We start from the raw sequence: 13013 nt of genomic DNA, 5'->3' as shown, positions 1-13013 counted from the left end.
ACAACGAAGCTGAGCAAGCGCTTAGAGATCGCCGTGACCGGGGACCGGCTCAGAGCTTCTGCTGGAAGGGGTCGTGCTCGGCGAGGAGCTTCTCCAGACGGGCCTGGTCGACCCGGCTGACGATACGGTCCGACTCCTGCCGGTCGCGGACCACCTTGGCGAGGGTGAAGGCCGAGGTGGTGAGGTAGAGGACGGAGACCGCGAGGAAGGCGCGCACCCAGGCGCTGGCCTCCAGCTGGTAGATCCCGATGGCGACGGCCGCGAGGGCGATCGCGAAGGAGATGACGGCCTGGGCGTGGTAGGCGTTGGTGTTCTGCTGCTTGACCTGTGACTCGCTCATGGGGAGAGCTTCCGGCGGATGTGGCGGGCGCCACATCCGCGCGGATACTCAGACGGGCTGGGGTCCGGGGCCCAGATGGACCTCGGAAGGGGCCCAGAAGCGGGTCAGAAGGGGCCCAGAAGGGGGTCAGAAGGCCGAGACCCCGGTGAGCGAGCGCCCGATGATGAGCTTCTGGATCTGGCTGGTGCCCTCGTAGAGGGTCATCACGCGGGCGTCGCGGAGCAGCTTGCCGACGGGGTACTCGTCGATGTAGCCGTAGCCGCCGAAGACCTGGAGGGCGTTGTTGGCGCAGCGCACGGCGGCCTCGGAGGCGTACAGCTTGGCCTTGGAGGCGGCGGTGGCGAAGTCCTCGCCGCGGTCGATCAGGTCGGCGACCCGCCAGGTCAGCAGCCGGGCCGCGTCCACGTCGACGGAGATGTCGCTGAGGAGTTCCTGGACGAGCTGGTACGAGGCGATGGGCTTGCCGAACTGCTCGCGCTCCCCCGCGTAGCGGACGGCGGCGTCGAGGGCGGCCTGGGCGATGCCGACGCAGCCGGCGGCGACCGACATCCGGCCCTTGGCGAGGGCGGACATGGCGACGGTGAAGCCCTTCCCCTCCGGGCCGAGCATGGCGGAGGCCGGGACGCGCACGCCCTCCAGGACGAGTTCGGCGGTGGCCTGGCCGCGCAGCCCCAGCTTGCCGTGGACGGCGCGGCGGGTGAGGCCGGGGGTGTCGGTGGGGACGAGGAAGGCGGAGACGCCCCGGTGGCCGGGGGTGTCTCCGGTCCGTGCGAAGAGCAGCACGACGTCGGCCCAGGTGCCGTTGGTGATGAACATCTTGGAGCCGTCGATGACGTAGTCGCCGCCGTCGCGCACGGCGCGGGTGACCAGGTTCCCCGCGTCGGAGCCGGTGCCGGGCTCGGTGAGGCCGAAGCAGCCGAGGGCGTCGCCGGAGGCGAGCCGGGGCAGCCAGGCGCGCTTCTGCTCCTCGGTGCCCCAGGAGGCGAGGGTCTTGGCCACCAGACCGAGGGAGACGGAGACGATGCCGCGCACGGAGGAGTCGCCGCGCCCCAGCTCCTCGGTGACGAGGCAGTACGCGAGGTGGTCGCCGCCCGAGCCGCCGTACTCCTCCGGGATCGTGAGCCCGAGGAAGCCGACCGCGCCGAGCTTCTTCACGATGCCCCGGTCCACCTCCTCGGCGCGGTCCCACGCGACGGCGTGCGGGGCGACCTCGCGGGCGACGAAGTCCTCGGCGAGCCGGCGTACGTCCTGCTGCTCCTCGCTCAGCGCCAGATCCACGGTGCCACCTCACCCATCCCTTTAATTACCACTGCTAGTTTTATTGGTGCGGCCTACTATGTGCGCCATGGCCCGACCGCGCAAGCCCCTGCTCAGCCGAGACCGCATCGTCGAGAAGGCGGGCGAGCTCGTGGACGCGGAGGGCCTGGCCGCCCTCTCGACCCGGCGGCTCGCGGCGGAGCTCGGCGTGAGCGGGCCCTCGCTCTACAACCACTTCCGCACCAAGGACGAGATCCTGGACGCCGTCGCGGACGCGGTGAGCGCCAAGATCGACCTGTCGATGTTCGCGCCGGACGACCCGCGCGACTGGCGCACCGCCCTCCACGACTGGGCGCTCTCCTACCGGGCCGCCCTCGCCGACCACCCGCACATCGTGCCGGTCCTCGCCCAGGGCCCCGGCCGCCGCCCGGCGGGCCTCAAGGTCGCCGACGCCGTCTTCGGCGCCATGGTCAGGGCCGGCTGGCCGCCCGCCCAGGCCACCCACATCGGCGCCCTGATGCGGTACTTCGTCACCGGCTCGGCCCTCGGCTCCTTCGCCCGCGGCTTCGTCGACGACGAGACGGCGTACGACCCCGCCGACTACCCCCACCTCGGCCAGGCCCACCGGCTCGCGGAGCACCGCGAGAAGGTCGACGAGGGCGCCTTCGAGACCGGTCTGCGGGCGCTGCTCGACGGCCTGGGCGCGCAGTACGAGCGGGATGCTCACGCTTCGGGTCCCGCCGAAGCGTGAGCGGGCGATCCTGGATCCATGGGAGCCAGTGAACTCGCCGCCTTCGCGGCGCTCTTCGCGGAGGAGAGCAGGGCCGCCATGGTGCTCGCCCTGCTCGACGGACGCGCCTGGACGGCCGGGGAACTCGCCCGGCACGCGCGCGTGGCGCCGTCCACCGCCACCGAACACCTCGGGAAGCTCGTCGCGGGCGGGGTGCTCGCCGAGGAACGCCAGGGCCGGCACCGGTACGTACGGCTCGCCGGCCCCGGGATGGCGCAGCTGGTGGAGGAGCTCGCCGCACTGGCCGGTCCCGGCGCGGATCCGGCGCCCCGCTCGCTGGCGGCGGCGAGCGCGGGACGGGCGATGGCCCGGGGCCGCACCTGCTACGACCACCTCGCCGGACGGCTCGGGATCGCCGTCACCGACGCCCTGACCGCGCGCGGACTGCTGCGCCAGGACACCGGGTTCGCGCTCACGGACCAGGGCCTGGAGTGGTTCGCGGGCCTCGGCATCCCCCTCGTACCGAAGGGTCGGCGGCCCCTCGCGCGCGCCTGCCTGGACTGGACCGAACGCCGCCCCCACCTCGCGGGCCTCGCGGGCGCGGCGCTCTGCGCGCACGCGCTGGACAGCGGCTGGTGCGTACGCATCGGATCCGAGCGCGCGGTGAAGGTCACCCCGGCCGGAGAACGAGCCCTGCGACGCGAACTCGGGATCGAGGCGGACGCGGTGCGGTGAGGACGGGGCGGTGAGGACGTGGCCCACGGCGTCCGGTCCGGGTGACCACGGCGTCCGGTCCGGGTACCACGGCGTCCGGTCCGCGTGACGGGAGGGCGCGGGATATTGCGGTGTGGGCCGAACGATGGACGCCCTACCGTCGGGGCATGCCGAAAAACGCCTCCTCCGCCCGGCTCGCGCTCGCCGCCGCCGGGGTCACCGTCGTCCTCTGGGCGTCCGCCTTCGTCTCCATCCGCAGCGCCGGGGCCGCCTACTCCCCCGGCGCGCTCGCACTCGGGCGGCTGCTCGCCGGGGCACTGGTCCTGGGGGCCGTCCTCCTGATCCGGCGCGAGGGGCTGCCGGCCCGGGGCGCGTGGCCGGGGATCCTCGTCTCCGGGCTGCTCTGGTTCGGGGCGTACATGGTGGTCCTGAACTGGGGCGAGCGGGAGGTCGACGCCGGTACCGCGGCGATGCTCGTCAACATCGGCCCGATCCTGATCGCCCTGCTCGGCGCCCGCCTCCTGGGCGAGCGGCTGCCGCCCCGGCTGCTCGCCGGCATGGCGGTGTCCTTCGCCGGCGCGGTGGCCGTGGGCCTGTCGATGTCCGGCGAGGACGGCCACGCCTCGGTGCTCGGCGTGGTGCTCTGCCTGGTGGCGGCGGTGGCGTACGCGGGCGGGGTCGTGGCGCAGAAGCCGGCCCTGGCGCACGCGAGCCCGCTCCAGGTGACGACCTTCGGCTGCGCGATCGGCGCCGCGGCCTGCCTCCCCTTCGCCGGGCAGCTGGTGACGGAGGCGGCGCGGGCGCCGCTGTCGGCGACCGTGAACATGGTCTACCTCGGGGTGTTCCCGACCGCGCTCGCCTTCACGACCTGGGCGTACGCGCTGGCGCGGACGACCGCGGGACGGATGGGCGCGACGACGTACGCCGTGCCCGCCCTGGTGGTCCTGATGGCCTGGGCGCTGCTCGGCGAGCTGCCGGGGGCGCTGACGCTGGTGGGCGGCGCGCTGTGCCTGGCCGGGGTGGCGGTGTCCCGGTCCCGCCCGCGCGGGGCCGCCGCCCCGGCCGTCGCCCCCGCCTCCGCCCCCGCCTCCGATCCGAAGGAGGCCGCGGACGCCTCGTGACGTCCGGACCTCGGGACGGAACGCGGAATCGGGGCGGGCTCAGAAGACGACGAGTGCGCGGCCGCCCTTGCCCGCAAGCATGGCGTCGAAGGCGCCGGGGATGCCGTCGAGGGTGATCCGTTCGGTGACGAGCGCGCCCAGGTCGAAGCGGCCGTCGCGGATGTGCGCGGCGATGACGGGCAGGTCGGCGGCCGGGTCCGAGTTGCCGTACACGCAGCCGGCGAGGGTGCGGCCCCAGTGGAAGATCTCCAGGGCGTTGAAGGACACCTGCTGGTCCTTGCCGCCGATGCCGACGACGGTGGCGCGGCCGCCGCGCCGGGTGGACTCCCAGGCGGTGCGGATGGTGACGGCGCGGCCCACGCACTCGACGGCGACGTCGACGCCGTGCCCGCCGGTCAGCGCCCGGACGTCGCGGGCGGTCTTCTCGGAGGCCACGACGTACTCGGTGGCTCCGGCGGCCCGGGCCAGCTCCTCCTTCTCCGGGGAGACGTCCACGGCGACGATCGTGGAGGCCCCGGCGATCCGGGCGGCCTGGAGGGTGGCGAGGCCGACGCCGCCGACGCCGAAGACGGCGACGGTCTCGCCCGCCCGGACGCGGGACGCGTGGTGCACGGCCCCCCAGCCGGTGAGGACGGCGCAGCCGAGCAGGGCGGCGTCGGCGAGCGGTACGCCCTCCGGGACGGGCAGGACGCAGTCGGCGGCGACGACCGTCTCCTCGGCGAAGGCGGCCACGTTGAGGCCCGGGTGCAGCTCGCGGCCGTCGGCGGTGCGGGCGTACACGTTCGCGGCGCCGTTCAGGGCGTTGACGCAGAGCCAGACCTCGCCGAGCGAGCAGGGGTGGCAGGTGCCGCAGGACGGCGCCCAGTTGAGGACCACGCCGTCGCCGGGGGCGACGTGGGTGACGCCTTCGCCGACGGAGACGACGGTGCCCGCGCCCTCGTGGCCGAGGACGGCCGGGACCGGGACGCGCATGGTGCCGTTGGACAGCGACAGGTCGGAGTGGCAGACGCCGGCCGCGGCGAGCCGGATCCGGACCTGGCCGGGGCCGGGCTCGGGCAGCTCGATGCCGGTGATCTCCAGCGGGGCACCGACGGCGGGCAGGACGGCGGCACGTATCACGGAGAGCTCCCTTTCTGCGGGGGCGGACGCGGGTGCGGACGCGGGTGCGGGACGGGGCGAGGGAGCGGGGCTCAGAACTGCAGGGACCGGGTCTGGAGGTACTCGGCGAGGCCGTGCGCGCCGAGCTCCCGGCCGACGCCGGAGCGCTTCCAGCCGCCGAAGGGGGCGAGCGGGTTGAAACGGCCGCCGTTGATGTCGACCTGGCCGGTCTCCATGCGGCGGGCGAAGGCGACGGCCTCGGTCTCCTCGCCCCAGACGGCGCCGCCGAGGCCGTACTCGGTGCCGTTGGCGATCGCGAGGGCCTCGTCCTCGTCCTCGTACCGGAGGATCGAGAGGACCGGGCCGAAGATCTCCTCCTGGGCGATGGTCATGCCGGGGGTGACGTCGGCGAAGACGGTCGGCGCGACGTAGTAGCCGGTCTCCAGCGGGGCCTCGGCGCCGCCGGTGACGAGCCGGGCGCCCTCCTCGATGCCCTTCTCGATGTAGCCGCGGACGCGGTCGCGCTGGCGGGCGGAGACCAGGGGGCCGAGGCGCTCGCCGGGCGTGTACTTCGCGGCGGCCTCGGCGGCGAGCGCGACGGCCTCCTCGTACCGGTCGGCGGGGACCAGCATCCGGGTCCAGGCGCTGCAGGTCTGGCCGGAGTTGGACATGACGTTGGCGACGCCGACGGCGACGGCCTTGGCGAGGTCGGCGCTCGGCAGGACGACGTTGGCGGACTTGCCGCCGAGTTCGAGGGCGACCCGCTTGACCGCGGCGCCGGCGAGGGCGCCGATGCGGGCGCCGACGGCGGTGGAGCCGGTGAAGGAGACCAGGTCGACGCCGGGGTGCTCGACGAGGGCCTGGCCCGCGACCGTGCCGAGGCCGGTGACCAGGTTGAAGACGCCGGCCGGGAGGCCCGCCTCGTGGACGGCCTCGGCGAAGAGCTGGGCGGTGAGCGGGGTGTCCTCGGCGGGCTTGAGGACGGTGACGCAGCCGGCGGCGAGGGCCGGGGCGACCTTGGCGACGATCTGGTGGAGCGGGTAGTTCCAGGGGGTGACGGCGGCGACGACGCCGACCGGCTCCGCGTAGACGGTGGAGTTGCCGACCTTCTCCACGAAGGGGTGGGTGGCGGCGAGTTCGGCGTACGTGCCGGCCACCGCGACCGGCAGTCCGGCGTGCACGGCCGCGGCGATCTTCGCCGGGGCGCCGAGTTCGGCGGTGACGGTGGCGGCGATCTCCTCTGCACGGGCGGCGAGCGCGTCGCGCAGGGCGGCGATCCGGGCGGCCCGCTCGGCGGGCGGGGTGGCGGACCAGCCGGGCAGCGCGGCGCGGGCGGCGCGCACGGCGGCGTCGACGTCCTCGGCCGTGCCGGCGGGGACGTGGGCGATGACCTGCTCGGTGGCGGGGTCGGTGACGGGGATCGTCCCGGAGCCGGCCGCGGGCCGCCACTCCCCACCGATGTACATCGCGTCGTGGGCCTTCATCAGCTTCCCCATTCCCTCTGCACTCGACCGCTCGCCTGCGGCGGCGGGGCCGATCGGCTCGGCTCCACCACCCCTAAACTAGCGACGTTAGTTTTAGGGCGCCAGGGGCTGCCGGAGTGGGGCGGATCTCATCGCGCGGGCGTTCCCACGGCGGCTCCGGGCGGCACGCCGAGCGGCCTCGGGCCGGGGACGGAGGCCCTCTCGGGCGACGGTACCCGACCCGGGGCCGACGGAGGCCCCGGTCGCTCAGATCGTCTTGTCGACACCGGTGAGGTGGGCGAAGACCACGATGTTCGCGTCGTAGCCGGAGCCCCGGTCATAGGCGCCGCCGCAGGTCAGCAGGCGCAGTTCGGGGCGGCCGGTGGAGCCGTACACCTCCTTGTCGGGGAAGGCGGACTTCGGATAGGTGCGCACCTTGTCCACGGTGAAGACGGCGACCCGCCCGTCGGCGCGGGCGACCCGGACGGTGTTGCCGGGGCCGAGGGAGTCGAGGTCGAGGAAGACGGCGGGGCCGGTGCGGGTGTCCCGGTGGCCGACCACCACGGCGGTGCCCCGCTCGCCGGGGGCGGGGCCGTTGGCGTACCAGCCGACCTTCTGCGGGTCGTCGACCGGCGGCACGCCGAGCCGGCCCGCCCGGTCGAGGCCGAGGTCCAGGATGGGCGCCTCGATGGTGATCGCGGGGACGGCGAGGAGGGTGGGGCGGGAGCGGCCGAGCGGGGCGGGTGGGGCCGGGGGCGGGGACGGGGATTTCTTCGGGGCCGGGGGCTTCTTCGGGGCGGTGTGCGCGTCGGCCCGCCCCGCGGCGGCGCCGGTACGGCTCCGGGGCGCGTCCCCGTGGTCGGCGGCGGGAGGGGACTTCGTGTCCGGCGCCGCCGCGTCGGGTTCGGCGTCCGGTTTGGCGTCGGCCCCGGCGACGGCGTGCCGGCCGGCGGGGTCCCCGTCCCCGCTCCACCACACGCCCCCGGTCACCAGGACCGCGGCGACCGCCACGGTCCTGGTGAGCCGGAGGAGCCGTCGCCGCCGGCGCGAGAGGCGGGCCTTACGCAGCGCCATCGTTGCGGCGGCGCGAGCGGCGGATCAGCACCAGGCCCGCGGCGCCCGCGAGACCGGCGGCGACGGCCGCGCCGACCCCGAGGGCCGAGGCGCCCTCCTCCGCCGCGATCTCGGCGCTGCCGCCGCCACCGGCGCCGACCGGCCCGTGCGGCGGCTTGTGGTGACCGTTCCCGCCGTTGCCGTTCTCGCAGTCGACCCGGAAGACCTTGTGCTTGCCGGCACCCTGCTCGCCCGCGAAGTTCCAGGTGAGCTTGTACATGCCGTCGGGCAGGCCCAGGTCACTGCTGGCGCGGCCGCCGCCCGTGGGGAGGGTGATCTCGCCGTCCTCGACGGCGCCACCGCCCGGCTGGTGCTCGATCTTCCACGTGATCTCCTGCCCGTCGTCGAAGTTGAAGGCGGCGAGGTAGAACAGGCAGACCTTCGGTTCGTTCCGCGGATCGTTGACCGGGGTGGTCGACTTGTGGATCTTCACGTCGCCGTTGTCACCGGGCGCGGCGTAGGCGGCCTGGCCGCCGCCGAAGACGGCGAGCCCGGCGAGGGCGAGGCCGGAGGCGGCGGCGAGGGGGCGGGCGGTACGAGCGAGCATGCGGGTTCCTCCCTGAGGATGTCGTCGGACATTTCAGCTGATAATCCGACTATCCGTCACGTCATGGACACGCACGGTCGCGACATGCGCGAACCCGGCCGCCTGTCCCCCTTCCGGCCCAAGGCCCGTCAGACGAGCCCGAAGAGGACCGCCGCCCCGAGGACGACCAGCGAGGTGAGGGCGGCCCACTTCACGGTGAAACGGGTGTGGTCGCCGAACTCCACCTTCGCCATGCCGACCAGCACGTACACCGCCGGGACGAGCGGACTCGACATGTGCAGCGCCTGGCCGACGAGCGAGGCGCGGGCGATCTCCAGCGGGGAGACGCCATGGGCGGCACCGGCCTCGGCGAGGACGGGCAGGACGCCGAAGTAGAAGCCGTCGTTCGACATGAAGTAGGTGAGCGGCAGGCTGAGCACGCCGGTGACCAGCGCCATGTGCGGGCCCATCGCGTCCGGGATGGCGCCGACCAGCCAGTCGGCCATGTGCCTGACCATGCCGGTGCCGGTGAGGACGCCGGTGAAGACGGCGGCGGCGAAGACCATGCCGGAGACGTTGAGGACGTTGTCCGCGTGCGCGGCGAGCCGCTCCTTCTGGTCGGCGGGGCGCGGGAAGTTCACGGTGAGCGCGAGGGCGGCGCCGATGAGGAAGAGCACCGGGATCGGCAGCACTTCGAGGATCATCGCGGTGAGCAGGCCGACCGTGAGCGCGGCGTTGAACCAGTACAGCCGGGGCCGGAGGGTGGCGCGGTCCGGGTCGAGACCCCGGAAGCCCTCGGCCCCCTCCTCGGCGGACGCATCGCCGGACGCGTCGGCGGCGCCGCCCGTACGCGGCGCCGGACGCCCCTCGCCCGCGCCCTTCCCCTCGGCGCCGGCGCCCACGAGGACGGTCTCCGTGTCGGCCCCGGGGGCGAGCGCCTCGTCGAGGGTGAGGTGGCCGATCCGCTTGCGCTCCCGGCGGCCGAGGACGTACGCGAGGGCGATCACGAACACCAGGCCGACCGCCAGGGCCGGGATCATCGGCACGAAGATGTCACCGGCGTCGAGCTTGAGCGCGGTCGCGGCGCGGGCGGTGGGACCGCCCCAGGGCAGGGTGTTCATCACGCCGTTGGCCGTGGCCGCCACGCCGGTGAGGACGACGAGGCTCATGCCGAGCCGCTTGTAGAGCGGGTACATCGCCGAGACGGTGATCATGAAGGTGGTGGAGCCGTCGCCGTCGAGGGAGACGATCGCGGCGAGCACCGCCGTGCCGACGACCACGCGGACCGGGTCGGCCTTGCAGAAGCGCAGGATGGCCCGGACGATCGGGTCGAAGAGGCCGACGTCGATCATCACGCCGAAGTAGACGATCGCGAACATGAGCATGGCCGCGGTGGGGGCCAGCTTGCCGACGCCGTCGATGACGTAGTCGCCGAGCTGCGCGCCCTGTCCGACGGCGACGCAGAACAGGGCGGGGATCAGGACGAGCGCCGCGATCGGCGACATCTTCTTCGTCATGATCAGGACCAGGAAGGTCGCGATCATGGCGAAGCCGAGGACGGTCAGCATGGAGGCACCTCACGTTCACCGTTGAACAGCCGCCGAGCGGCGGTCCGGATGACCGTAGGTGCCCCCCTCCGGCCTCAACAAGGGGTCGGCTCGTGAGCAATACGAGCAAAACCCCAGGTCACAGCGGGGTTGCGGGTGCGAGCGGGGTCACCTCGACGGGGAAGCCGTTGAGGACGGCGGTGCCGGAGAGCGGGTCGAGGAGGGTGCCGTCGAGCAGCTGGTTGACGTTGACGCCGGGCCGGGCGGCGGCCACGGTCATCCGGGTCCCGGGGCGGTCGTGGCCCCAGCCGTGCGGCAGGCTGACGACCCCGGGCCGTACCGCGTCGGTGACCTCGACCTCCGCCGTCAGCTCGCCGCCCGCGCCCTTGATCCTGGCGGGGCCGCCGTCGGCGAGCCGCAGCCGCTCGGCGTCCTCCGGGTGCACCTGGAGGGTGCACCGGTTGGAACCGCCGTTGAGGGCGGGGGTGTTGTGGAGCCAGCTGTTGTTGGAGCGCAGATGGCGGCGGCCCACCAGCTGGAGGCGCGCCGGCTCCGGTACGGCGGTGAGGGCGGCCCGCAGCCGGGGCAGGTCGGCGGCGATCGGGTCCGGGAGGAGCTCGATCCGGCCGCTGCGGGTCTTCAGGACCTCGCCCAGGCGGGGCTCGAGCGGGCCGAGGTCGATGCCGTGCGGGTGGGCCTTCAGCTCGTCGAGGGTGAGCTCGTACGGGCCGAGGCGCAGCATCAGGTCAAGGCGCCGCTCGGCTCCGCTCGCCCCGCCGAGCCCGGCGGCGAACTCCTTGGGATCGGCGCCGTACGCGGGCGAGTACGGCTGGGTGACGGCCTTGGCGAGCGTGGCGTCGACGGCGAGGTCGTCGACGGCCGACGGCGGCGCTCCGTGCATGCCCGACGCGGCGAGGATCAGCCGGGCGTGGATCTCGCACTCGTCCATCCGCCCGGCCTCCAGGGGGACGGCGGCCGGGGTGTAGCGGACCTGGTCGCGGACGGCGAACCCGTTGAAGGCGAAGTCGAAGTGGGCGCTCTGGGAGGGCGGCGGCGGGGGCAGCAGGACGTCGGCGTGACGGGTCGTCTCGTTGAGGTAGGGGTCGACGCAGACCATCAGATCGAGGCCTTCGAGGGCCGCGTCGAGCCGGAGGCCGTCGGGGGCGGAGAGGACGGGGTTGGCGGCGATGGTGATCAGGGCCCGGATACGGCCCTCCCCCGGGGTGTCGATCTCCTCGGCGAGCGCGGCGAGCGGGAACTCCCCCTTGACCTCGGGGTGTCCGGAGACGCGGCTGTGGCGGCGGCCGAGGAGGAAGCCGCGGCCGGGCCCGGCGGGGCGGGGCGCGGAAGCGGTGGCGGAGCGGGGGAAGAGGGCGCCGCCGGGCCGGTCGAGGTTGCCGGTGAGGACGTTGAGGACGTCGACGAGCCAGTTGGCGAGGGTGCCGTGGGACACGGTGGAGCTGCCCATCCGCCCGTAGACGGCGGCGGTGGGCGCGGCGGCGAGCTCCCGGGCGACGGCGCGGATCGTACCGGGGTCGAGCTCGCAGACGGGGGCGACGGCCTCGGGGGTGAACTCCCGTACGGCGTCCCGGACCTGGTCGACGCCCTCGGTGCGGCCGGCGAGCGGGCCGGGGTCGGCGAGGTCCTCGGCGAAGAGGGTGTGGACGAGGGCGGCCAGGAGGAGGGCGTCGGTGCCGGGCCGCGGGGCGAGGTGGCGGTCGGCGAGGCGGGCGGTGCGGGTGCGGCGGGGGTCGACGACGGTGAGGGTGCCGCCGCGTCGGCGCAGCGCGGCGAGCCGGCCGGGGAAGTCGGGGGCGGTGCACAGACTTCCGTTGGAGTCCAGCGGGTTGGCGCCGATGACCAGGAGGTGGTCGGTGCGGTCCAGGTCGGGCACGGGGACGGCGAAGGGGTCGCCGAAGAGGAGGCCGCTGGAGACGTGCTTGGGCATCTGGTCGAGCGTGGAGGCGGTGAAGAGGTTGCTCGTGCCCGTGGCGCGGAGGAGGAGGGGCGGGTAGAGCGCTCCGGCCATCGTGTGGACGTTGGGGTTGCCCAGGACGATGCCCAGGGAGTCGGGGCCGTAATCCTCGATCAGCGGGCGGATTCTCGCCGCGATCGTGCCGAAGGCCTCCTCCCAGCTCGCTTCGCGGAGCTCGCCGTTCTCGCGGACGAGGGGGGTGCGCAGCCGGTCGGGGTCGGCGTCGATCTGGGGGAAGGCGGCGCCCTTCGGGCAGACGAAGCCTCGGCTGAAGACGTCGTCCCGGTCGCCTCGGGCGCCGGTGACCCGGCTGCCGTCGAGGGTCAGGACGAGTCCGCAGGTCGCTTCGCAGAGGGGGCAGATGCGTGGGGCGGTGGACATGACGTCTCCCGTGGGCGGCGGCGGGGGCGGCTCGCGGCGAGCATACCGACCGGTAGGGACGCGCGGGAGGGGGGTGACGGCGCGCGGCGCCCGCGGTCAGCCGGCGAGGGAGGGCGCGAGGTAGGCGTGGAGGAGCTGGCGGGTCTCGTCGATGAGCGCGGGGTCGCCGGCGGGGTCGGCGCGGAAGGCGAGGCGGACCAGGGTGTCGGCGGTCTCGACGCCGACGAGGACCTTGCGCCGCAGCGTCTCGTCGGCGGTGCGGCCGAGGTGGGCGGCGAGGAGGCCGCAGATCCGCTCGGCGACCATGCCGTTGGGGTCCTCGGCGACCCCTTCCCCGGCCTCATCGGCGGCGGGCACGCCGAAGTCGACGAGGGCGAAGCCGGGGACGCTCCGCTTCATCGCGATGAACTCGTCGAGGACGCCGTCGATGGCGGAGTGCTCGTCGAGGACGGGCGTCCGCTCGAAGCGGGCGGAGATCCGCTCGGCGTACCGGTCGAGGTTGCGGTGGGCGAGAGCGGCGACCATGGCCCGCTTGTTGCCGAAGAAGCGGTAGACGGAGCCGATCGGGACGCCGGCGCGGACGGCGACGGCCCGGGTGCTCAGCTGCTCGTAGCCGGTCTCGTCGAGGAGTCCGGCGCAGGCGTCGAGGATGCGGGCGAGCCGCTCGGCGCTGCGCTGCTGGACGGGGGTGCGGCGGAGCGCGGGGGGCGCGTCGTGCGGGCGGGTCTGGGGCACGGGGTCCATGATG

Annotated in this window: 12 protein-coding genes; 3 read left to right on the top strand and 9 right to left on the bottom strand. The window is 74.4% G+C overall.

The annotated features are described in order from the left end of the window. Nucleotides 1–49: 49 nt before the first annotated feature. Nucleotides 50–340 (bottom strand): YiaA/YiaB family inner membrane protein, encoded by a 291-nt coding sequence (locus HHL19_RS24670; protein WP_169092536.1) that lies wholly within the window; start codon nt 338–340, stop codon nt 50–52. A 126-nt stretch (nt 341–466) separates the two neighbouring features. Continuing rightward, on the bottom strand, nt 467–1618 hold the full coding sequence (locus HHL19_RS24665) for an acyl-CoA dehydrogenase family protein (RefSeq protein WP_169092535.1): 1152 nt from the start codon (nt 1616–1618) through the stop codon (nt 467–469). A 67-nt stretch (nt 1619–1685) separates the two neighbouring features. On the opposite strand from HHL19_RS24665, the gene HHL19_RS24660 reads away from it, so the two are divergent. The 3 genes from HHL19_RS24660 to HHL19_RS24650 all read left to right on the top strand — a co-directional run bounded on the left by HHL19_RS24660 (nt 1686) and on the right by HHL19_RS24650 (nt 4162). Further along, nucleotides 1686–2348 carry a TetR/AcrR family transcriptional regulator gene (locus HHL19_RS24660; protein ID WP_169092534.1) on the top strand — a complete coding sequence of 221 codons (663 nt, stop codon included), beginning with the start codon at nt 1686–1688 and terminating at the stop codon, nt 2346–2348. A gap of 18 nt (nt 2349–2366) precedes the next feature. Then, nucleotides 2367–3062, top strand: a complete 696-nt coding sequence (locus HHL19_RS24655; RefSeq protein ID WP_169092533.1) for a helix-turn-helix domain-containing protein — start codon at nt 2367–2369, stop codon at nt 3060–3062. 146 nt (nt 3063–3208) lie between these two features. Beyond that, the gene (locus HHL19_RS24650) at nt 3209–4162 is read left to right on the top strand and encodes a DMT family transporter (RefSeq protein WP_169092532.1); all 954 of its coding nucleotides are present in this window, start codon (nt 3209–3211) and stop codon (nt 4160–4162) included. A 39-nt stretch (nt 4163–4201) separates the two neighbouring features. On the opposite strand, the gene HHL19_RS24645 is transcribed toward HHL19_RS24650, so the two are convergent. The 7 genes from HHL19_RS24645 to HHL19_RS24615 form a co-directional block, all read right to left on the bottom strand. Further along, nucleotides 4202–5281: a Zn-dependent alcohol dehydrogenase gene (locus HHL19_RS24645; protein ID WP_169092531.1), complete on the bottom strand. Its 1080-nt coding sequence runs from the start codon at nt 5279–5281 to the stop codon at nt 4202–4204. Nucleotides 5282–5352: 71 nt separating this feature from the next. After that, nucleotides 5353–6744: an aldehyde dehydrogenase family protein gene (locus HHL19_RS24640; protein WP_169092530.1), complete on the bottom strand. Its 1392-nt coding sequence runs from the start codon at nt 6742–6744 to the stop codon at nt 5353–5355. Between the two features lie 246 nt (nt 6745–6990). After that, a complete protein-coding gene (locus HHL19_RS24635; protein ID WP_169092529.1) occupies nt 6991–7797 on the bottom strand; it encodes a class F sortase in 807 nt (268 codons plus the stop codon). Then, on the bottom strand, nt 7784–8383 hold the full coding sequence (locus tag HHL19_RS24630; protein ID WP_169092528.1) for a hypothetical protein: 600 nt from the start codon (nt 8381–8383) through the stop codon (nt 7784–7786). Before HHL19_RS24630 ends, HHL19_RS24635 begins: the two co-directional genes overlap by 14 nt. A gap of 128 nt (nt 8384–8511) precedes the next feature. Beyond that, a complete protein-coding gene (locus HHL19_RS24625) occupies nt 8512–9930 on the bottom strand; it encodes a CitMHS family transporter (protein WP_169092527.1) in 1419 nt (472 codons plus the stop codon). A 118-nt stretch (nt 9931–10048) separates the two neighbouring features. After that, a complete protein-coding gene (locus HHL19_RS24620; protein ID WP_169092526.1) occupies nt 10049–12265 on the bottom strand; it encodes a molybdopterin oxidoreductase family protein in 2217 nt (738 codons plus the stop codon). Nucleotides 12266–12361: 96 nt separating this feature from the next. Next, nucleotides 12362–13009 (bottom strand): TetR/AcrR family transcriptional regulator, encoded by a 648-nt coding sequence (locus tag HHL19_RS24615; protein ID WP_169092525.1) that lies wholly within the window; start codon nt 13007–13009, stop codon nt 12362–12364. Nucleotides 13010–13013 lie beyond the last annotated feature (4 nt).

Origin of the sequence: Streptomyces sp. R302, assembly GCF_012927245.1 — a bacterium.
Taxonomy (GTDB): Bacteria; Actinomycetota; Actinomycetes; order Streptomycetales; family Streptomycetaceae; genus Streptomyces.
The sequence above is the reverse complement of the archived record's forward strand: the minus strand, read 5'-3'. Positions and strand labels throughout refer to the sequence as shown.